Source organism: Klebsiella sp. 141153 (assembly GCF_032601995.1).
Classification (GTDB): Bacteria; Pseudomonadota; Gammaproteobacteria; order Enterobacterales; family Enterobacteriaceae; genus Klebsiella; species Klebsiella aerogenes.
Genome location: NZ_JAQIRJ010000002.1, coordinates 357530 through 378749, shown reverse-complemented (window position 1 = coordinate 378749; position 21220 = coordinate 357530). Strand labels below are relative to the sequence as shown.

The 21220-nt window shown below is 54.0% G+C and carries 17 protein-coding genes; 5 read left to right on the top strand and 12 right to left on the bottom strand.

The features are described from left to right. Nucleotides 1–51 precede the first annotated feature (51 nt). Nucleotides 52–831 carry an envelope biogenesis factor ElyC gene (elyC, locus tag PGS10_RS04795; protein ID WP_047045607.1) on the top strand — a complete coding sequence of 260 codons (780 nt, stop codon included), beginning with the start codon at nt 52–54 and terminating at the stop codon, nt 829–831. Here the strand turns inward: elyC and PGS10_RS04790 are convergent. From PGS10_RS04790 to serC, 12 genes are all read right to left on the bottom strand, one after another. Next, nucleotides 808–1701 carry a YcbJ family phosphotransferase gene (locus PGS10_RS04790; RefSeq protein WP_213797541.1) on the bottom strand — a complete coding sequence of 298 codons (894 nt, stop codon included), beginning with the start codon at nt 1699–1701 and terminating at the stop codon, nt 808–810. The genes elyC and PGS10_RS04790 overlap by 24 nt on opposite strands. Nucleotides 1702–1831: 130 nt before the next feature. Continuing rightward, nucleotides 1832–2578: a 3-deoxy-manno-octulosonate cytidylyltransferase gene (kdsB, locus tag PGS10_RS04785; RefSeq protein ID WP_045395726.1), complete on the bottom strand. Its 747-nt coding sequence runs from the start codon at nt 2576–2578 to the stop codon at nt 1832–1834. Further along, nucleotides 2575–2757 (bottom strand): protein YcaR, encoded by a 183-nt coding sequence (ycaR, locus tag PGS10_RS04780; RefSeq protein ID WP_042892909.1) that lies wholly within the window; start codon nt 2755–2757, stop codon nt 2575–2577. Before ycaR ends, kdsB begins: the two co-directional genes overlap by 4 nt. A 62-nt stretch (nt 2758–2819) precedes the next feature. Then, complete coding sequence (locus PGS10_RS04775; RefSeq protein WP_047077865.1) at nt 2820–4049, bottom strand: winged helix-turn-helix domain-containing protein; 1230 nt, start codon at nt 4047–4049, stop codon at nt 2820–2822. Between the two features lie 54 nt (nt 4050–4103). Beyond that, the gene (gene lpxK, locus PGS10_RS04770) at nt 4104–5084 is read right to left on the bottom strand and encodes a tetraacyldisaccharide 4'-kinase (protein WP_047045600.1); all 981 of its coding nucleotides are present in this window, start codon (nt 5082–5084) and stop codon (nt 4104–4106) included. After that, nucleotides 5081–6829, bottom strand: coding sequence for a lipid A ABC transporter ATP-binding protein/permease MsbA (gene msbA, locus PGS10_RS04765; RefSeq protein WP_032707692.1), 1749 nt, complete (start codon nt 6827–6829; stop codon nt 5081–5083). The genes lpxK and msbA overlap by 4 nt, the downstream gene beginning before the upstream one ends. 36 nt (nt 6830–6865) lie before the next feature. Next, on the bottom strand, nt 6866–9130 hold the full coding sequence (locus PGS10_RS04760; protein ID WP_047045594.1) for a ComEC family protein: 2265 nt from the start codon (nt 9128–9130) through the stop codon (nt 6866–6868). 205 nt (nt 9131–9335) lie between these two features. Then, complete coding sequence (ihfB, locus tag PGS10_RS04755) at nt 9336–9623, bottom strand: integration host factor subunit beta (protein ID WP_004100704.1); 288 nt, start codon at nt 9621–9623, stop codon at nt 9336–9338. A 150-nt stretch (nt 9624–9773) separates the two neighbouring features. Continuing rightward, nucleotides 9774–11447, bottom strand: a complete 1674-nt coding sequence (gene rpsA / locus PGS10_RS04750; protein ID WP_015367470.1) for a 30S ribosomal protein S1 — start codon at nt 11445–11447, stop codon at nt 9774–9776. A gap of 137 nt (nt 11448–11584) precedes the next feature. Next, nucleotides 11585–12268: a (d)CMP kinase gene (gene cmk / locus PGS10_RS04745; RefSeq protein ID WP_045395738.1), complete on the bottom strand. Its 684-nt coding sequence runs from the start codon at nt 12266–12268 to the stop codon at nt 11585–11587. A 194-nt stretch (nt 12269–12462) separates the two neighbouring features. Then, a complete protein-coding gene (aroA, locus tag PGS10_RS04740; protein WP_047045592.1) occupies nt 12463–13746 on the bottom strand; it encodes a 3-phosphoshikimate 1-carboxyvinyltransferase in 1284 nt (427 codons plus the stop codon). 74 nt (nt 13747–13820) lie between these two features. Continuing rightward, nucleotides 13821–14909 carry a 3-phosphoserine/phosphohydroxythreonine transaminase gene (serC, locus tag PGS10_RS04735; protein WP_045395743.1) on the bottom strand — a complete coding sequence of 363 codons (1089 nt, stop codon included), beginning with the start codon at nt 14907–14909 and terminating at the stop codon, nt 13821–13823. 448 nt (nt 14910–15357) lie between these two features. Between serC and PGS10_RS04730 the strand changes: the two genes are divergently transcribed. The 4 genes from PGS10_RS04730 (at nt 15358) to pflB (ending at nt 21056) form a co-directional block, all read left to right on the top strand. Then, a complete protein-coding gene (locus tag PGS10_RS04730) occupies nt 15358–15585 on the top strand; it encodes a hypothetical protein (protein ID WP_045395746.1) in 228 nt (75 codons plus the stop codon). Nucleotides 15586–15722: 137 nt separating this feature from the next. Next, nucleotides 15723–17483 (top strand): 30S ribosomal protein S12 methylthiotransferase accessory factor YcaO, encoded by a 1761-nt coding sequence (gene ycaO / locus PGS10_RS04725; protein ID WP_047045589.1) that lies wholly within the window; start codon nt 15723–15725, stop codon nt 17481–17483. 381 nt (nt 17484–17864) lie between these two features. Next, nucleotides 17865–18722: a formate transporter FocA gene (gene focA / locus PGS10_RS04720; RefSeq protein ID WP_047045585.1), complete on the top strand. Its 858-nt coding sequence runs from the start codon at nt 17865–17867 to the stop codon at nt 18720–18722. 51 nt (nt 18723–18773) lie between these two features. Beyond that, complete coding sequence (pflB, locus tag PGS10_RS04715) at nt 18774–21056, top strand: formate C-acetyltransferase (protein WP_015367478.1); 2283 nt, start codon at nt 18774–18776, stop codon at nt 21054–21056. The last annotated feature ends 164 nt before the right edge of the window (nt 21057–21220 follow it).

The window sequence follows — 21220 nt, the reverse complement described above, 5'->3', positions numbered from 1 at the left end:
TAAGATCCACGCAGAACTTTGCTTATATGGTTAAAAAAGGAACCATCCGGGATGCTTTTTACGCTGAAAAAGGTTTTTGGCGGTATGCTGTTGCCGCTTCCTCTGCTGTTATTGCTGATGGCGGTCGGCATCGCCCTGCTGTGGCGCAGCCGTTTTCAAAAAACCGGCAAGACGGTGGTCACCTTAAGCTGGCTGTTGCTGGCGCTATTAAGCCTGCAGCCGGTGGCTGATGGGTTATTAAAACCGATAGAAAAAAGCTACCCGACCTGGCGCGGCGGCAAATCCGTTGAGTATGTCGTGGTGCTGGGTGGCGGCTATACCTGGAACCCGCAGTGGGCGCCTAGCTCCAATCTGATCAACAACAGTCTGCCGCGGCTGGCAGAGGGGATCCGCCTGTGGCGGGAAAACCCTGGCGCGAAAATGATTTTTACCGGCGCGGCGGCCAGGAGTAACCCGGTCAGCACCGCCGAGGCGGGAGCGCGCGTCGCCGAAAGCCTCGGCGTGCCGCGCAGCGCCATTATCGTCCTTGACCGACCAAAAGATACCGAACAGGAAGCGGCTGAAGTCAAAAAAGCCATCGGCGGCGCGCCATTCCTGCTGGTGACCTCCGCCTCGCACCTGCCGCGAGCGATGATATTTTTCCGCCATGCAGGGCTAAATCCGTTACCGGCGCCAGCCAACCAGCTGGCGGTAGAGTCGGCGCTTAACCCCTGGGAGCGCGCGCTGCCGTCACCGTATTGGCTGATGCACAGCGAACGCGCGATTTACGAGACTCTGGGGCGGGGCTGGCAGTGGCTGAAGGGAGCGTCAGGCGATCCAGGGCAGGATTGATTTCGCGGCAAATGAGAAACGGGCGCGATCGAAGCGCCCGGTATTCACCAGGTTTTCGACTTCATCCCATAACTGATATAACCAGCGCCGCCAGACGAAAGACTCCGCGACCGGCGCCCGCTGCAAATAACGCCATAACAGCTGCTCCCCTAACCCGCCGTCGGCGAGGCGGAACAATTCATACTCGCGCGGCGCCCACAGCATCATCCCCGGCCCGACCATCGCCAACAGCTGATCGGTGCGCGCGTCTTTGAGCATGCTACGTAGCGTAAAGCAGCCATGGACCAGCACGCAGTTGTCGTTGAAATCACTAAACAATTGCGGCAGGCTTTCACGACTGCGGAATAAAATGCGCTTATCCTGCATTGTCAGCCCGGTGTCATGATAGAGGTTAAGCGTGCTCCACAGCATTTCTACCCGCTGGCGATACCAGTGCGGCCAGACGTTTTCCTGAGTGCTATCGACCATTCCCACACAGCCGCCGCTGTCGTGGCGGTGCCATGCCAGTAATCCTTCGACAATCTGATCCTGCAGTTGCTCCCACCGCTCGGGCGTGCGCGCCGGCGCTTCTACTGAAACGCCGCGTAACCGTTCAATCAGCAATACGTCAGGCCCTGGATGCTCTTCATGTGTCATGACACCGTACACCACCGGCATACGAACGGTGCCGCTACGGGCAAGCATTGAGATTTTCCACGCCAGCTGGCGCGCCACGCCCGGCGTAGTGAAGCTTTTCGCCAACAGCGGCATCGGGTTTCCCTGCGCATCATACAGCGACCACAGCGCTGACGAGGGTTTCTCGCTAACGCATTCCACGCGGCTTAGCTTCTCGCCAAGCAGGTGGCTCAGTTCGGCTCGCAACTGTTCCATCATAGATACCCTCATGAAGACTACTGTTTTCATAATGAGCGTCTGGGGGCGACTTGTCAGCGGATAAGATCAAAAATGGGCTAATTAGCGGCAGAAATATGTCCCCTCCAGGCGAAGGGGACGGCAAGAATTAACGCAGTTCGGCGCGGACGCGTTCCAGATCTTCCGGGGTATCCACGCCAGTGCCAGGAACCACTTCCGCCACCGCAACGTGAATTTTTTCGCCATACCACAATACGCGCAGCTGTTCGAGCATCTCAATTTGTTCGAGCGGGCTTGGCGCCCAGCTGACGTAGCGGCGAATAAAACCAGCGCGGTAGCCGTAAATACCAATATGGCGCAGCAGGGAATCGCCAATTTGCTCACGCGATTTTGCAAAGCGATCGCGATCCCACGGAATCGTCGCTCGTGAGAAATAGAGCGCGTAGCCGTCGGCATCCATGACCACTTTGACCGCATTCGGGTTAAACGCTTCTTCGGCATCGTGGATAGGCACCGCCAGCGTTGCCATCCCGCTGGTGCTGGCCGCGAGGTTTTCCGCCACCTGGCGCACGATCGCCGACGGGATCATCGGTTCATCACCCTGAATATTGACGATGATGGTGTCATCGCTGAAAGCGCATTTTTCAACGACTTCCGCCAGACGCTCGGTGCCGGATTGATGGTCAGCGCGGGTCATGCAAACCTCGCCGCCCGCGGCTTCAACCGCACGCGCGACATCTTCATGATCGGTGGCGACGATAATGCGATCCGCGCCAGATTCGCGGGCGCGCTCCAGCACGTGGACGATCATCGGTTTACCGTTGATATCCTGCAGAGGTTTCCCCGGCAGACGCGTGGAGGCAAATCGGGCAGGGATAATGACGACGAAACTCATGGCTGGCTCTCTTCTACCGCGAGTGAGCGCGCTTCGTTTTCAAGTAGTACCGGGATCCCTTCGCGCAGCGGGAAGGCCAGACTGTCGGCTTTGCAGATAAGCTCTTGCTTATCCTGACTGTAATACAGCTTACCGTTACAAACCGGGCAGGCGATAATTTCAAGTAAACGGTGATCCATGATTCCTCCTGATGGACCGAATAGATTTATCAGCAGCATATCACAGGATGGTAGCCGGCGTATCACGCGGCTTCAACGCCCCAACCTTGCCGCTGGTTAGCAAATAGCGTCGCGGGTAGCTGGCGCAGCACAACCTCTTCTGCACCTTGCCAGCGCGCAAAATCGTTAATTGCCCGCTGGAGTCCGCTTTCCAGCCCGGCGGTCACTTTCACGCCCTCTTCCAGCCACAGCGAAAAGATCTCAAGCATGCCGTCCTTTCGGTGCAACTTGCTGTCCATCCTGCCAACCAGTTTTCCCTGATGCAGCAACGGTAGCACAAAGTAGCCGTATTGCCGTTTCGGCGCTGGGGTATAACATTCCAGTCGATAGCTGAAGTTGAATAACTGCTCGGCCCGTTTACGGTCCCACACCACCGGGTCAAACGGCGAGAGCACGGCGCTGTGGCTGGCGGTTAACTTACCGCCGGGTGCCGATTCCAGCGCCGCTTGCAGATCGCGATGCAGCCACATTTCCCCCAGTTCTTCAACCATAACCGGCACCACCAGCCCCTCATCCTGCCAGCCCTTCAGCAGTGCCGGTAATGCAGGCTGGCGTAGACGATAATAATCGGCCAGCCACTGCGGACGAAAAACGCCCAGGCTGCGCGCGCTGTTACGCAGCATAATAGACTCGGCCTCCTGGCGGGAGAGCGCGTCGCGCTCGTCATCCCAGTGCGGCATCGCCCGATGGGTTAAATCATAGACGCGATGAAAGTTACGCCGCTCAACGACCATCAGTTTGCCGGCGGTGAACAACCCTTCAAGATGACGTTTATGCGGTTTCCATTCCCACCAGCCGCTGGCTCCTTTACGCGGATGGGAGAAATCCGCTGAGCGAACCGGGCCATTTTGCGCGATATGCGCCAGCAACTCTTCTATGCTGGCGGCGTGTTCGTGCATCCACTCTTTATGGTATTTCCAACCCATCTTGTCAGGATTCAACATCCGGTGGCGCACGAGGGCGAAATCGTTACGCGGCAAAAAACAGGCCTCATGCGCCCAGTACTCCATCAGCTCGCCACTACGCAGAGAATCATCCAACCAGTGCTGAGGATAACTGCCAAGACGACTAAACAGCACCAGATAAGGGCTACGGGCGACCACGTTGATCGTATCGATTTGCAGCAGCGACATCTGCTGAATAGTGGAAAGGATGTCAGTCTGGCGAGCGCGACGCCGGGGCTTTTTCAGTAGCCCTTGCGCCGCGAGATGAAGATGGCGAGCCTCTTTTAGCGACAATTGCAATACCGACATGCAGGTTCTCCGTAGGGGATTCAAGCACAGCGGCGAGCAAAACCAGCACGCAGGTTAACGTTGCGCCAGCGTCACTAAGTCCGCGAGCAACCGCTGTGCGCGTTCATCGGTCATTATGGCGTCAACCGGTAGATACCACCAGTTAGCGGCGGCAAATTCACGGCATTTAACCGCGTCTTTTTCGGTCATTAGCAGCGTCTGCTCCGAGCTTGCCAGTACAGCGACCGCGCTTTGACTAAGTGCCTGATGATCCGCCAGCGCCACAGTTTTCACCGGATGCACGCCGCAGTTTTCAAGCGTCGCGAAAAAGCGCGGCGGATGGCCAATGCCGGCCATCGCCACTACGTTGTCGAGGGTCGCAACATCGCGACGCTCGCCGGTAAGCAGGTTCACCGCCATGCCGGGACGCAACTGCATCGGGATTTCCCCCGGACGTGCGACGCCGCCGTTGACGATAACGGCATCGACGCTTTGCAAACGGGATGCTCGCTCGCGCATCGGCCCGGCCGGCAACCACCAACCATTGCCAAAGCGGCGTACGCCGTCAATCACAACGATTTCTGTATCCCGCGCCAGCTTATAATGCTGAAGACCATCATCGGTGACGATAATTTGTAAATCGTGAGCGGCTAATAAGGCTTTTACCGCCTCGCTACGCAGTGGCGCAACCGCCACCGGCGCGCCGGTACGCTGATGAATTAACACCGGTTCATCGCCCGCCTGCGCTGTACTGGTGGCATTATCCAGCAGCAGCGGATAGCGGTCGGCTTTGCCGCCGTAGCCGCGAGATACCACGCCGACGCGTATGCCCCGCTGCTGCAGTTGTTCCACCAGCCAAACCACCACCGGCGTTTTACCGTTGCCGCCGGCGGTCAGATTACCGACCACGACCACCGGCACCGGCGCGCGCCAGGCTTTTTTCCACCCCAGTTTATAGCTGAGGCGGATGCAAGCGCTCACCAGGCCATACAGCCAGGAAAGCGGCAGCAATAGCCGCCATAGCGGCGATTCGCCGGACCAGATGCGCGCTATCATTGACCGAATTGCATCTTGTGTAACTGCGCGTAAACGCCTTTATGTTCCAGCAGATCCAGATGGCTGCCGCGTTCAACGATGCGACCATCTTCTACCACCACGATTTCGTCAGCCTGTTCGATAGTCGACAGACGGTGGGCGATAACCAGCGAGGTGCGGTTTTTCTGCAGTTCATCCAGCGCCGCTTGAATTGCACGTTCCGACTCGGTATCCAGCGCCGAGGTGGCTTCATCGAGGATCAGAATAGGGCTATTGCGCAGCAGCGCACGCGCAATAGCGATACGCTGACGTTGACCACCGGAGAGCATCACGCCATTCTCGCCGATAATCGTGTCCAGTCCATTATCCATCTTGTTGATAAAGTCCATCGCATAGGCCATACGCGCCGCTTCTTCAATTTGCTCGCGGGTGTACTCTTCGGTACGCGCATAGGCGATGTTATTGGCGACGGTGTCATTGAACAGATGCACGTTCTGCGAAACCAGCGCCACCTGATCGCGCAGGGAGCTCAGTTTGTACTCGCGTAAATCGTGGCCATCCAGCAGAATCTGCCCCTCGTCAACGTCGTAGAACCGGGTAATCAGGCTGGCGATGGTGGATTTACCTGAGCCTGAACGCCCTACCAGCGCAACGGTTTTCCCTTCCGGGATGCTCAGATTGATGTTACGCAGCGCGGCAACTTCGCGGCCAGGATAGCTAAAGGTGACGTTGTGGAACTCCAGGTTACCTTTGGCGCGCTCAATCACGCGAGTGCCTTCATCTTTCTCCTGCTCGGAATCCAGAATGGAGAAAAGCGTCTGACATGCGGCCATACCGCGCTGGAACTGCGCGTTGACGTTAGTCAGGGATTTCAGCGGGCGCATCAGCGCGATCATCGAAGAAAAGACCACGGTAATGGTACCGGCGGTCAGCGTTTCCATGACGCTTGGGAAGCTCGCCGCGTAGAGCACAAAGGCCAGCGCCAGAGAGGCAATGAGTTGAATGACCGGGTCGGAGATGGAGGACGCGGAGACCATTTTCATGCCCTGCAGGCGCATCTTATTACTGACTTTGTCAAAACGCTTGGTTTCAACCGCCTGACCGCCGAACATCAGCACTTCTTTATGCCCTTTGAGCATCTGTTCCGCGCTGGTGGTCACCTGCCCCATGGTGTTCTGCATATTCTTACTGATATTACGAAAACGCTTCGAAACCACCCGAATCGCCACAGAGACGATAGGCGCAAGCACGATAAGAATTAGCGACAATTGCCAGCTGTAATAGAACATCATGGCGAACAGGCCGATAATTGAGGCCCCTTCACGCACTACGGTTATCAACGCGCTGGAGGAAGATGAAGCGACCTGTTCGGAGTCGTAGGTGATACGCGACAGCAATGTCCCGGTGGACTGTTTGTCGAAGAAAGCGACAGGCATGCCCATCATATGACCGAACAGGCGGCGACGCATGGTCATCACCACTTTGCCGGAAACCCAGGAGATACAGTAACTCGAGATATAGCTACTGATGCCACGCAGCACCATCAAACCGATCACCACCAGCGGCATCCATAACAGCACTGAGCGATCCGTTTTACCAAAACCATCATCCAATAACGGTTTAAGAAGCGATAACATGAAGGTATCACTTGCCGCGTTAAGCACCAACGCCACGGCCGCTACGATTAGCCCGGCTTTAAACGGCGCTATCATCGGCCAAAGTCGGCGGAAGGTCTGCCACGTGGAGAGATCTTTATCGTTCTGCATTCAATAAACCAGCTTATGTTGAAATAGCCGCATATTCTACCCGTTCTGCGCGTCCCCGCCAAACCACTGATGATACCAACGCGGTAAAAGTTGATCTCGTAAGCTATGGATTTGCCAACCTTCTGGAGAAAAAATAATCGTTATTTGCCCCGAGTGCGGCGTATCAAACCACCGATATCCCTGCTCACGATAGCGCTGCGCGACTTTTTGGGAAGGCATCTTCCATGCATTGTATCGCGCTGCCGAGGCGATAGCCGCCTCTCCCCCTACCCGCTGCAACAATGTCACGCCGGATGAAGTGTTGCTGCCGTGGTGCGGAACCTGAATAAGTGTAGACATAAGATGCTGCCAGTAATGGCTTATCATCTGCTCTTCGGCCGGGATTTCGATATCGCCGGTAAGTAAAACGCTACGCTTGCCGTCATCGACCCTAACCACACAGGAACCATTGTTCCCTTTATGTTCACCCGCAGGCAATGGCCAAAGCGCCTGAAATCGGAGCCCTCGCCAGCGCCAGGTTTCCCCTCTGCGACAGGGTAGATGCCCGCGCGCTTTAAGCGGACTACGAATAACGAGATTGGGCCACGCCTGAATAATCGCATTCAGGCCACCGCGATGATCAAGATGTTCGTGGCTCAATATTATGCCTTCCGGATGAAGACCGCGCCAGCGTAGCCAGGGTACGATAAGCCGCTCACCGCTATCGCCTCCCGGCCAGGCTGGGCCGGTATCGTACAAAATTGCCGCGCCCTGACGCTCGATGACCACCGCCAGCCCTTGTCCGACATCCAGCATCGTCACCCGCCACTCGCCCGGTGAGGCGGCGCGCCAGAAAGGCCAACTGAGTAGCGCCACGCCGCTAATACAGAGTAACGGCATCTGACGCCAGGCCTGAAAACGCCATACCAGAAGCGCCAGCCACGGCAGTAAACTGACCGCCAGCCAGCGTTCGTCAAGCGATACCCATCCCGCAGGCAAATGGCGTAAGAACCAGAATAAGATTGCCAGCAACCGATCGGCGAGTTGCCATAACGCCATTTCAAGCAATGCCGGACCGCTGAGATGCAGTAACATGGCCGCTAAAATCAGCGGGACTATTAGAAATGTCACCAGCGGAACGGCAATCAGGTTCGCTATCAGTGATGTCAGACTAATACCATGGAACAGTGCTATCTGCAGCGGCGCCAATAATAGCATCAGGCCACACTGCAGGTGGCTCAGCGCCAGCAGGTGCCGCCACGGTGAATGACAGCGGTAAGGGCGAAGCGGCGCAAGCTGATACCAGAAAATCAACGCAGCAACCGCAAAGACCGATAACCACAGGCTTTCTGAAATTATCGCCAGTGGATCGGCCAGCAGTATTGCCGCAATACAACAGCAAAATATTTGCCAGGGCGACCAGCGCCTGGCCTGTAGCCGCAACAGACATCCTGCGGTTAAGGCCGCACAGGTACGTAGCGCCGGGGGTTGCATGCCGGTAAGCCAGGCGTAAAACAGCGCGCAACCTAACCCGACAAGCAGCGGTATCCGCCAGCCTATCCAGCGGCACGGGAGAAAGAACTGTATTCCGCGAACCAGCAACCAGCCAAGCGACGCCCCCAGCGCAATATGCAGGCCGGAGATAGCCATTAAATGAGACGTCCCCGTCTCCTGCATTAACCTTTTTATCTCATCCGCAACCGCAAGGCGCTCCCCCATTCCCAGCCCCAGCATCACCGTTCTCCACGGATAATTAGCAAGTGCGCGGTTCAACGAGTCCAGATAGCGAGCCCGGGAACTACAACGTGAATCAAGCGATGAGGCATTCAGAAAACGTCCGCTAAGCGGACGATGTTGAGCAAGGGCGTAGCGCTGGCTATCGAAGCCGCCCTCATTTAACTGCCCATGCACCGGACGAGCGCGGATGGTCATCAGCCAGCGCTGCCCAACGCAGCCTGCTTCAGGCAGTTCGCCGCCGTAAAGGGTGATCCCAACCGCGGGATATAAACGCCGCCCATCAAGACGGATTATCTTACCTTGCCAGCTCGTCAGGCCATCACCGCCTACCAGCTTAATAACGGCCTGCCGGTTGCGACCGGGAATATGCTCAGTGGGCCACAACGCCTGCCGGGCATGTAATATTCCCCACACGAGAAATAGCAACGTCAATGCGGCATACGTTGTGTAAGGTTTGCGCAGCGTTGCCATGATTATCGCAACGCCAATAAGACACCAAACGCTTAGCATATTCGGTAGTGCCGGTAGCCAAAGCAGCGGCGAAATTCCGATTATGGCGCAGCCTGCCAGATGTGGTAATCGCATAACACCTCCCTGTTATCGGGGAGTGTCAGACAATTCGCCGCCGCGATCATGTTGAAAAGAATGGCATTGCGTCGCGCTGTCCGGGAAATATTGTCTCTTGCTATCAGTTAACAAAAGTTTTGCGAGCGGACACGGAAAACAGGCATAAAAAAAGCACCCTCAGGTGCTTTTTTATTAAGTAAGTCTTTGCCTGATGCGGAAAAACTTACTCTTCGTAAATATTGGCGCGGTCGCGTAGTTCTTTCCCAGGCTTAAAGTGCGGAACGTATTTACCTTCCAGTTCCACTTTATCGCCAGTCTTCGGGTTACGCCCGGTGCGAGGTGCTCGATAGTGCAGAGAGAAGCTGCCGAAACCGCGGATTTCAATGCGCTCACCTTGAGCAAGCGTTGAGGCCATATGTTCCAGCATTTCTTTAACAGCATCTTCCACCGCTTTCGCCGGGATATGAGATTGCTGGCTGGCAAGTCTTTCTATCAATTCTGACTTGGTCATTTTTCCTCCGGTTTCCTTCAAGGCAAAGTTAGCTTACAGCTTAAACAAGGGCGGCCGTAGCCGCCCTTTGTGCTTGATTACAGGACGAATCCTGCAATCTGTCAAGTAAACTCGTCATTATTCAGACCGTTGTGGCCTGAATAACTAAGATTACTCGCCTTTAGCTGCTTTGAAAGCTTCAGCCATTGCGTTGTTAGAGAAGTTTGCATCTTCCTGTTTGTTAACAGTTGCGATTGCATCTTTCTCGTCAGCTTCGTCTTTCGCACGAACAGACAGGCTGATTGCGCGGTTTTTACGATCAACGCCGGTGAATTTAGCTTCAACTTCGTCGCCAACGCTCAGAACCAGAGTTGCATCTTCAACGCGGTCACGGGATGCTTCAGAAGCACGCAGGTAACCTTCAACGCCGTCAGCCAGTTCTACGGTTGCGCCTTTAGCGTCAACTGCAGTTACTTTACCGGTTACGATAGCGCCTTTCTTGTTCAGAGCAACGTAGTTGTTGAACGGATCTTCCGCCAGCTGTTTAACGCCCAGGGAGATACGCTCACGTTCTGCGTCAACCTGCAGTACAACTGCAGCGATTTCGTCGCCTTTTTTGTATTCACGAACTGCTTCTTCGCCTGCAACGTTCCAGGAGATGTCAGACAGGTGAACCAGGCCGTCGATGCCGCCGTCCAGGCCGATGAAGATACCGAAGTCAGTGATAGACTTGATTTTACCTTCAACACGGTCGCCCTTGTTGTGGGTTTCCGCGAACTGCTGCCATGGGTTAGATTTGCACTGCTTCAGACCCAGGGAGATACGACGACGTTCTTCGTCGATATCCAGAACCATAACTTCCACTACATCGCCAACGTTAACAACTTTGGACGGGTGGATGTTTTTGTTGGTCCAATCCATTTCGGAAACGTGAACCAGGCCTTCAACGCCTTCTTCGATTTCAACGAAGCAGCCGTAGTCGGTCAGGTTGGTCACGCGACCGGTCAGTTTGGTACCTTCCGGATAACGCTTAGCGATAGCTACCCACGGATCTTCGCCCAGCTGTTTCAGGCCCAGAGATACACGGGTACGCTCGCGGTCGAACTTCAGCACTTTAACAGTGATTTCGTCGCCAACGTTTACGATTTCGCTCGGATGCTTAACGCGTTTCCAGGCCATATCGGTGATGTGCAGCAGGCCGTCAACGCCGCCCAGATCAACGAATGCACCGTAGTCAGTGAGGTTCTTAACGATACCTTTGACTTCCATGCCTTCCTGCAGGTTTTCCAGCAGCTGATCGCGCTCTGCGCTGTTTTCGGATTCGATAACGGCACGACGAGAAACAACGACGTTGTTACGTTTCTGGTCCAGCTTGATGACTTTGAATTCAAGCTCTTTGCCTTCCAGGTGCAGCGTGTCGCGCACCGGACGAACGTCTACCAGGGAGCCCGGCAGGAACGCACGAATACCATTCAGCTCAACAGTGAAGCCACCTTTAACTTTGCCGTTGATAACACCGACTACAGTTTCAGCGTCTTCGTAAGCTTTTTCCAGCGTGATCCAAGCTTCGTGACGTTTAGCTTTCTCACGGGACAGCAGGGTTTCACCGAAGCCGTCTTCTACTGCATCCAGAGCAACGTCAACTTCGTCACCAACCTGGATTTCCAGCTCGCCCTGGGCGTTTTTGAACTGCTCAGCCGGGATGGCGGACTCAGATTTCAGACCAGCGTCAACCAGTACAATATCTTTGTCGATAGCAACAACAACACCACGAACGATGGAACCCGGGCGGGTTTCGATTTCTTTTAAGGATTCTTCAAATAGTTGAGCAAAAGATTCAGTCATGTTTAATCTTCAGGTTTCATATTTAACGTCCACCTGGCTCCGTGCCGGATGGGGTTGTTTAACATACCCGCTAACACTCCGTTGCTGCGGGGGTACTGCTATAATTCGGAGGCTCGCAACGCTTTGCCGCTTAACGGTTAAGCGATAGCCAGTTTTTCGCGCGCATATTGTAGCGCTTTTTCAATTACTTGCTCAATGCTTAGTTCAGTTGAATCGAGAACTAATGCATCAGCGGCCGGGACAAGCGGCGCCACGGCACGATTACGATCGCGATCGTCACGCTCTTTTATCTCGGACAAAAGACGTTCAAAGTTAACACTAAAACCCTTTTCCTGCAACTGTAGCAGGCGGCGCTGCGCGCGTTCTTCCGCCGACGCATCGAGGAAAATTTTAACCGGCGCATCAGGGAAAACAACGGTGCCCATATCGCGGCCGTCGGCAATCAGGCCGGGCTGCTCGCGAAAGGCGCGTTGACGGCGCAGCAGCGCTTCGCGAACGCGCGGGAAGGCAGCGACTTTCGAGGCGGTATTGGCCACTTCCTGGGTGCGGATCTCCGCACTCACATCCTCACCTTCCAGCACCACTTCCAGGTTGCCGTCAGCAGAAATAAAACGTACATCGAGATGAGCGGCCAGCGGAACCAGCGCCTCTTCTGACTCGACGTCAACATGATGATGTAAGGCCGCCAGCGCCAAAACGCGATAGATAGCGCCGGAATCCAACAGATGCCAGCCAAGCGCTTCCGCCATTGCCTTGCACAACGTGCCCTTACCCGCACCGCCAGGTCCATCAATGGTGATTACCGGAACATTTGCCGTCATCTTTATTCTCCTTTAGCAAGGCGCATGAATATAAACGCCGCGCATTATACGCATCAATGCGCCAGAAAGTGAGCATTGTGTGCAAATTACGGAATAGTAGAAATTAAATGTAGAAGAATTGCGCAATTATAGCGGGCTGGCGGAATACCAGCCCGGAAGATGACAAAGCTTTACCTTATCGGACGAGACAGAATTTACGCCAGGGTACTAATTCGCGCTAGCTGCTCGAAATAGTCCGGGAACGTTTTCGCCGTACATTTCGGGTCAAGGATAGTGACCGGCGTTGCCGACAGCGCCACCAGCGAGAAGCACATCGCCATGCGGTGATCGTTGTAGGTACCGATTTCAGCAAATTTCAGCGTCTCAGGCGGCGTGATGCGAATATAGTCTTCACCCTCTTCCACTTCGGCGCCGACTTTACGCAGTTCAGTTGCCATCGCAAACAGACGATCGGTCTCTTTCACCCGCCAGTTGTAAATATTACGCAGCACCGTGGTACCTTTCGCAAACAACGCCGCGGTAGCGATGGTCATGGCGGCATCCGGAATATGGTTCATATCCATATCAACGGCATTCAACTCGCCGCGTGTACAGGCGATAAAATCGTCGCCCCAGACAACCGTCGCGCCCATTTTTTCCAGCACGTCGGCGAATCGAATATCGCCCTGTACGCTATTGCGGCCAATACCGGTCACTTTCACCGTACCGCCCTTAATAGCGCCGGCAGCGAGGAAATAAGAGGCTGAGGAGGCATCGCCTTCCACCAGATAATCGCCCGGCGACTGATATTGTTGCCCACCGCGCACGACAAAGCGCTGATAGTTGTGGTTTTCAACGTTAACGCCAAAGGTTTTCATCAGGTGCAGCGTGATGTCGATATAAGGTTTAGATACCAGCTCGCCTTTAATCGCGATCGTCGTGTCCTGCGGCGCCAGCGGCGCAGTCATCAGTAAAGCGGTAAGGAACTGGCTGGAGACGCTGCCATCGACTTCCACCTGGCCGCCGTTGAAACCACCGCGCAGGCGCAGGGGCGGATAGTTTTCCTGCTCCAGATACTCAATTTGCGCGCCCCCCTGGCGTAACGCATCGACCAGGTGCCCTATCGGTCGCTCTTTCATTCGCGGTTCGCCGGTCAGCACAATATCGTTGTGGCCGAGGCACAACGCCGCTGCCAGCGGGCGCATCGCCGTACCAGCATTACCGAGAAACAACTCCAGCGCGCCGCTGGCCTGAAGCGGACCACCGTTGCCGGTGACTTCACAACGAGTGCGATCGGCGGACAAGGTGTAGTGAACTCCCAGGGCGTTAAGCGCATTGAGCATATGGCGAACATCATCGCTGTCCAGCAAGTTGGTCAGCACGGTGGTGCCGTGGGCTAATGCCGCCAGCAGCAAAGCGCGGTTAGAGACACTTTTTGACCCGGGTAGGTTTACTGTGCCATCAACGCGCGCAATGGGTTGTAACGTCAGGGATTCCATGAAACTCGACTCTCAAAAAAACAGAATAAAAACCCCGCAGACCGGCCGCGGGGATGAAAATAAGCGCTCAGCAATTAGCCGCGACGACGTTCGAAGTCCTGCATGAAGTCGGTGAGCGCCTTGACGCCGGCCAGCGGCATCGCATTGTAGATAGAAGCACGCATACCGCCCACCACGCGGTGGCCTTTCAGCGCATGCAAACCGGCCGCAAAAGACTCTTCAAGGAACAGTTTGTCCAGCGCGCTATCCGCCAGCTGGAACGGCACGTTCATCCGCGAGCGGTTGGCAGCGGCAACATCGTTACGATAAAAATCACTGTTATCAATCACGCCATACAGCAGGTCCGCTTTTTGGCGGTTGATTTTATCCATCGCGGCCACGCCACCCTGCTCTTTCAGCCATTTGAATACCAGCCCCGCCAGATACCAGGCGAAGGTCGGAGGCGTGTTAAACATTGAGTCATTGGCGTTCAGCACGGTGTAATCAAGAATTGATGGGCAGGCGACGCTGGCTTTACCCAGCAGGTCTTCACGCACGATAACCAGCGTCAACCCTGCCGGGCCGATATTCTTCTGCGCGCCAGCGTAAATCACGCCATAACGGCTGACGTCGATTTCATGGGACAGAATACTGGAGGAGTAATCCGCGGTGACGACGACATCTTTGTCAAAATTCGGCGTTTCGTGAATAGCGATACCATCGATGGTTTCATTTGGGCAGAAGTGCAAATAGGCCGCGCCCGGCGTCAACTGCCATTCGCTCATCGGTTTAACGGCTCGCAGGCCGTCAACGGTAGTTTTCGCATCGATAACGTTCGGCGTGCAGTATTTTTGCGCTTCTTTCACCGCACTTGCCGCCCAGTAACCGGCGTCCACATAATCTGCTGTCGTTTTATCACCCAGCAGATTTAACGGGATCCCGGCAAACTGTCCGCGACCGCCGCCATGACAGAACAACACTTTATAGTTGGAAGGGATATTAAGCAGATCGCGGAAATCCTGTTCTGCCGTTTCAGCCACCTGGATAAACTCCTTACCACGGTGGCTGATTTCCATTACCGACGTCCCCAGACCGTGCCAGTCGCACAGTTCCTGTTGCGCCAGTTTGAGAACTTCTGCCGGCAGCATTGCCGGGCCCGAACTAAAGTTATAGACCTGAGCCATTTCCCCTCACCACGTTGCTATATTGTCTGCACGCGAACCGTCGCGGGCATAAGTTATTCCTGTGGCTATCGGTTTTATCATTCAGTGACACACACCGCAACGAGTAAAACTAAGCGGCCCACAAACGAGGCCACCGTCACACAAAAGAATCAACCAGCTTGACGTCATTAAACCGACATAATCGCTGCGAGCAGATCGCTTTTTCCTCTCTCTTCCGCCGTCCATTCCGGATTTGGACTGACGGCATAAATAATTATCATCTACGTTCACAGGAAACGATCTCGCCGTAGCTCCCCCCGTCAACTCATTTAATACTTGAATATTATCTTAATTCTTCATGAATTATGTTTCCGCGAGAGCACCGTCATTTACCGTCGTATTTCCAGATCATTAAAATTTTCGAACCAGCCGATGAAGACTGGTATTAATCACTTTTAAAGGAATATTTATGCGTGAATTAACCTATAACGAAATGTCTGATGTGAGCGGCGGCTTTGGCCTGTTGTCCATTCCTGCGGCAGTTGGTTTACTGGTCAGCATTCCGACGATTGTCATCGGAGCGATAACCGGGCCCTTTACGCTGGGCGCAGGCTTCGCGGTAATGGCGGCAGGCATCGTCGGTACCAGTCTCGCCGGCGCGGCAATGATCGTTAGCATTTGTACGCCGATTCTGTAACTTGCTACGGCATGTGGAGTTTCTCCGCATGCCATTTACCGCTCTTCTCTTTTTATGCATTGCCGCGGCTAACGACATAGCCACTTACCGGTAAAACCCGTATCATTGCGCATCCTGCCAACAATAAACGAATTGCTATGACCCAGACATTTATCCCCGGCAAAGATGCCGCCCTGGAAGATTCCATCGCTCGCTTCCAGCAGAAACTGCTCGACCTCGGATTTGATATCGAAGAGGCCTCGTGGCTGAATCCGGTACCACACGTGTGGTCCGTTCACATTCGCGATAAAGAGTGCGCGCTGTGTTTTACCAATGGTAAAGGCGCAACTAAAAAGGCGGCGCTGGCTTCCGCGCTGGGCGAATATTTCGAACGTCTGTCTACCAACTACTTCTTCGCGGACTTCTGGTTAGGCGATACCATCGCCAACGGTCCCTTCGTTCATTATCCGAACGAAAAGTGGTTCCCGCTGACGGAAGATGATGAAGTACCGGAAGGCCTGCTGGATGCCCGCCTGCGCGCCTTTTACGATCCGGACGATCAACTGACCGCCAGCATGCTCGTGGATCTGCAATCCGGCAACGACGAGCGCGGCGTCTGCGGCCTGCCGTTTACCCGTCAATCAGACGGCGAAACCGTCTATATTCCGATGAACATTGTCGGCAACTTGTACGTTTCCAACGGCATGTCAGCGGGTAATACCCCGAATGAAGCGCGCGTGCAGGGCTTGTCTGAAGTCTTTGAGCGTCATATCAAAAACCGTATCATCGCAGAGAGCATCAGCCTGCCGGAGATCCCGGCTGAAGTGATGGCGCGCTATCCGGGCGTCGTTGAATCTATCGCCAAACTGGAAGCCGAAGGTTTCCCGATCTTCGCCTACGATGGCTCTCTTGGTGGTAAATATCCGGTTATCTGCGTAGTCCTGTTTAACCCGGCTAACGGCACCTGCTTTGCCTCTTTCGGCGCCCATCCGGATTTCGGCGTGGCGCTGGAGCGTACTGTTACCGAACTGCTACAAGGCCGCAGTCTGAAAGATCTCGACGTCTTTACCCCTCCGACCTTTGATGACGAAGAAGTTGCCGAGCACGCCAACCTGGAAACTCACTTCATTGATTCCAGCGGCCTGATCTCCTGGGATATGTTTAAACAGGATGCCGACTATCCGTTCGTTGACTGGAATTTCTCCGGCAGCACTGAAGAAGAGTTCGCCACCCTGATGGCTATCTTCAAAGCTGAAGATAAAGAAGTCTATATCGCCGACTACGAACATCTGAGCGTCTACGCCTGCCGGATCATCGTTCCGGGGATGTCCGATATTTATCCGGCGGAAGACCTGTGGCTCGCTAATAACAGCATGGGCGCACACCTGCGCGACACTATTCTCTCCCTGCCGGGTAGCGAGTGGGAAAAAGAAGATTATCTGGCGCTCATCGAGCAAATGGACGATGAAGGACTTGATGATTTCACGCGCGTCCGCGAACTATTAGGCCTGGCAACCGGCAAAGACAATGGCTGGTATACCCTGCGTATCGGCGAGCTGAAAGCGATGCTGGCCTTGGCCGGCGGCGACCTTGAACAGGCGTTGATTTGGACAGAGTGGACCATGGAATTCAATGCCTCCATCTTCAGCCCTGAGCGCGCCAACTATTATCGCTGCCTGCAAACGCTGCTGTTGCTTAGCCAGGAAGAAGAGCGCCAGCCGCTGCAGTACCTGAATGCCTTCATCCGTATGTATGGCGCGGATGCTGTGGAAGCCGCTAGCGCCGCCCTGAGCGGAGAGGCGCCATTCTATGGCCTTCAGGCGGTCGATAACGATCTGCGCGCTTTCCCGGCACATCAGTCTTTACTGAAGGCCTACGAAAAGCTGCAGCGGGCAAAAGCGGCCTTCTGGGCCAAATAACCCATTAGGGGTAAACCATAACGTTACGGGGCCGCCAGCGGCTCCGTTTTTTTATGATTTGCTCCAAAACCACGCCATTTTGTAGGTGCAAAGTTAACTATAAGTAAAATCCAAACATTGATGATATTTAGATTGTTAATTTTAATAAAAATACTCCATTTTAATTAACCGTAAACAATGGTCACTCATGGAAATTTTCAACATTATTTGCAAATATTAAAATTTAGTTTTTCATTAAAAATCAAAAAGATAAAGCCATAACAGGCTAATTCCACACGCAAAATGGGCCTATGACTCCGGTAGGATATGATCTACATCAAATTCCCTTCTATAATGCTTTGTTAGTATCACACCGCCAACTTATATAAAGAGAGAGTTAGTGTGAAAGCTGACAACCCTTTTGATCTTTTACTCCCTGCCGCGATGGCGAAAGTCGCCGAAGAAGCAGGTGTCTATAAAGCGACGAAACATCCGCTGAAGACGTTTTATCTGGCGATTACCGCAGGTGTCTTCATCTCCATCGCTTTTGTGTTTTATATCACGGCGACCACCGGTACTGCCGCAATGCCTTTCGGGATTGCCAAACTTATCGGCGGGGTATGCTTCTCACTAGGTCTGATTCTTTGCGTCATCTGCGGTGCTGACCTTTTCACCTCGACCGTACTGATCGTCGTGGCGAAAGCCAGCGGGCGTATTACCTGGGGTCAGCTGGCAAAAAACTGGCTTAACGTCTATGTTGGAAACCTGATCGGCGCGCTGCTGTTTGTACTGTTAATGTGGTTATCAGGCGAATATATGACTGCCAACGGCGGCTGGGGCTTAAATGTTCTGCAAACTGCAGACCACAAAATGCACCACACGTTTATTGAAGCCGTCTGCCTGGGTATCCTGGCTAACCTGATGGTGTGTCTGGCAGTCTGGATGAGCTACTCCGGCCGCAGCCTGATGGACAAAGCGATGATCATGGTGTTGCCGGTTGCGATGTTTGTCGCCAGCGGCTTTGAACACAGCATCGCGAATATGTTTATGATCCCGATGGGTATCGTAATTCGCAACTTTGCGAGCCCGGAATTCTGGACCGCTATCGGTTCAACTCCGGAGAGTTTTTCTCACTTAACCATTATGAACTTTATCACTGATAACCTGATTCCAGTCACTATCGGAAACATCATCGGCGGTGGTTTGTTGGTTGGGTTGACGTACTGGGTCATTTACCTGCGTGGCGACGATCATCATTAATGGTTGTCTCAGGCAGTAAATAAAAAATCCACTTAAGAAGGTAGGTGTTACATGTCCGAGCTTAATGAAAAGTTAGCCACAGCCTGGGAAGGTTTTGCGAAAGGTGACTGGCAGAACGAAGTCAACGTACGTGACTTTATCCAGAAAAACTACACCCCATATGAAGGTGACGAATCCTTCCTGGCTGGCGCAACTGATGCGACCACCAAGCTGTGGGACAGCGTAATGGAAGGCGTTAAACAGGAAAACCGCACTCACGCGCCTGTTGATTTCGACACTTCCCTCGCATCCACCATCACTTCTCACGACGCGGGCTACATCGAGAAAGCGCTCGAGAAAATCGTTGGTCTGCAAACTGAAGCCCCGCTGAAACGTGCGATTATCCCGTTCGGCGGTATCAAAATGGTTGAAGGTTCCTGCAAAGCGTACAATCGCGAACTGGACCCGATGCTGAAAAAAATCTTCACCGAGTACCGTAAAACTCACAACCAGGGCGTTTTCGACGTATATACCCCGGACATCCTGCGCTGCCGTAAATCCGGCGTACTGACCGGTCTGCCGGATGCTTACGGCCGTGGTCGTATCATCGGTGACTATCGTCGCGTTGCGCTGTACGGTATCGACTTCCTGATGAAAGACAAATTCGCCCAGTTCAACTCGCTGCAGGCGAAACTGGAAAGCGGCGAAGATCTGGAAGCAACCATCCGTCTGCGTGAAGAAATTGCTGAACAGCATCGCGCGCTGGGTCAGATCAAAGAGATGGCGGCTAAATATGGCTACGACATCTCCGGTCCGGCGACTACCGCTCAGGAAGCTATTCAGTGGACCTACTTCGGTTACCTGGCCGCCGTTAAATCTCAGAACGGCGCGGCAATGTCCTTCGGTCGTACTTCCAGCTTCCTGGATATCTACATCGAACGTGACCTGCAGGCGGGTAAAATCACCGAGCAAGACGCGCAGGAAATGGTTGACCACCTGGTCATGAAACTGCGTATGGTTCGCTTCCTGCGTACCCCGGAATATGATGAACTGTTCTCCGGCGACCCGATTTGGGCAACGGAATCTATCGGTGGTATGGGCGTTGACGGCCGTACTCTGGTAACCAAAAACAGCTTCCGCTTCCTGAACACCCTGTACACCATGGGGCCGTCTCCGGAGCCGAACATCACCATCCTGTGGTCTGAAAAACTGCCGCTGAGCTTTAAGAAATTCGCCGCTAAAGTATCCATCGATACCTCTTCTCTGCAGTACGAGAACGATGACCTGATGCGCCCGGACTTCAACAACGACGATTACGCTATCGCATGCTGCGTAAGCCCGATGATTGTTGGTAAACAAATGCAGTTCTTCGGCGCTCGCGCTAACCTCGCGAAAACCATGCTGTATGCTATCAACGGCGGCGTTGATGAAAAACTGAAAATGCAGGTTGGTCCGAAATCTGAACCGATCAAAGGCGACGTCCTGAACTTCGACGAAGTTATGGAGCGCATGGATCACTTCATGGACTGGCTGGCTAAACAGTACGTCACCGCGCTGAACATCATTCATTACATGCACGACAAGTACAGCTACGAAGCCTCTCTGATGGCGCTGCACGACCGTGACGTTATCCGCACCATGGCGTGTGGTATCGCAGGTCTGTCCGTTGCTGCTGACTCCCTGTCTGCTATCAAATATGCGAAAGTTAAACCGATTCGTGACGAAGACGGTCTGGCTGTTGACTTCGAAATCGAAGGCGAATATCCGCAGTTTGGTAACAACGATGCTCGCGTCGATGACATGGCCGTTGACCTGGTTGAACGTTTCATGAAGAAAATTCAGAAACTGCATACCTACCGCAACGCTATCCCGACTCAGTCTGTTCTGACCATCACTTCTAACGTCGTGTATGGTAAGAAAACCGGTAACACCCCAGACGGTCGTCGCGCTGGCGCGCCGTTCGGACCAGGTGCTAACCCGATGCACGGCCGCGACCAGAAAGGTGCTGTTGCTTCTCTGACCTCCGTTGCTAAACTGCCGTTTGCTTACGCTAAAGATGGTATCTCTTACACCTTCTCTATCGTACCGAACGCGCTGGGTAAAGATGACGAAGTTCGTAAGACTAACCTGGCTGGTCTGATGGATGGTTACTTCCACCACGAAGCGTCCATCGAAGGTGGTCAGCACCTGAACGTGAACGTCATGAACCGCGAAATGCTGCTCGACGCGATGGAAAACCCGGAAAAATATCCGCAACTGACCATCCGTGTATCTGGCTACGCGGTACGTTTTAACTCCCTGACTAAAGAACAGCAGCAGGACGTTATTACCCGTACCTTCACTCAGACCATGTAATTCCCTGTCTGACTGAAAAAGCGTACAATAAAGGCCCCACATCAGTGGGGCCTTTTTAACAAGTGATACCCTGCCCCAGCCTGCTTTGCCAGTTATCTATACTTTGGGTACCTGTCAAAACAGACTTAACACAGCCGGTTTGAGCTGTGCATCATAGGCCCTGG

Coding starts and splice junctions, on each gene's coding strand:
- rpsA (WP_015367470.1), bottom strand. CDS start 11,447: ATGACTGAATCTTTTGCTCAACTATTTGAAGAATCCTTAAAAGAAATC.
- PGS10_RS04775 (WP_047077865.1), bottom strand. CDS start 4,049: ATGTCGGTATTGCAATTGTCGCTAAAAGAGGCTCGCCATCTTCATCTC.
- lpxK (WP_047045600.1), bottom strand. CDS start 5,084: ATGATAGCGCGCATCTGGTCCGGCGAATCGCCGCTATGGCGGCTATTG.
- ycaO (WP_047045589.1), top strand. CDS start 15,723: ATGACCCAGACATTTATCCCCGGCAAAGATGCCGCCCTGGAAGATTCC.
- kdsB (WP_045395726.1), bottom strand. CDS start 2,578: ATGAGTTTCGTCGTCATTATCCCTGCCCGATTTGCCTCCACGCGTCTG.
- serC (WP_045395743.1), bottom strand. CDS start 14,909: ATGGCTCAGGTCTATAACTTTAGTTCGGGCCCGGCAATGCTGCCGGCA.
- ycaR (WP_042892909.1), bottom strand. CDS start 2,757: ATGGATCACCGTTTACTTGAAATTATCGCCTGCCCGGTTTGTAACGGT.
- elyC (WP_047045607.1), top strand. CDS start 52: ATGCTTTTTACGCTGAAAAAGGTTTTTGGCGGTATGCTGTTGCCGCTT.
- aroA (WP_047045592.1), bottom strand. CDS start 13,746: ATGGAATCCCTGACGTTACAACCCATTGCGCGCGTTGATGGCACAGTA.
- PGS10_RS04730 (WP_045395746.1), top strand. CDS start 15,358: ATGCGTGAATTAACCTATAACGAAATGTCTGATGTGAGCGGCGGCTTT.
- PGS10_RS04760 (WP_047045594.1), bottom strand. CDS start 9,130: ATGCGATTACCACATCTGGCAGGCTGCGCCATAATCGGAATTTCGCCG.
- ihfB (WP_004100704.1), bottom strand. CDS start 9,623: ATGACCAAGTCAGAATTGATAGAAAGACTTGCCAGCCAGCAATCTCAT.
- cmk (WP_045395738.1), bottom strand. CDS start 12,268: ATGACGGCAAATGTTCCGGTAATCACCATTGATGGACCTGGCGGTGCG.
- msbA (WP_032707692.1), bottom strand. CDS start 6,829: ATGCAGAACGATAAAGATCTCTCCACGTGGCAGACCTTCCGCCGACTT.
- PGS10_RS04790 (WP_213797541.1), bottom strand. CDS start 1,701: ATGGAACAGTTGCGAGCCGAACTGAGCCACCTGCTTGGCGAGAAGCTA.
- pflB (WP_015367478.1), top strand. CDS start 18,774: ATGTCCGAGCTTAATGAAAAGTTAGCCACAGCCTGGGAAGGTTTTGCG.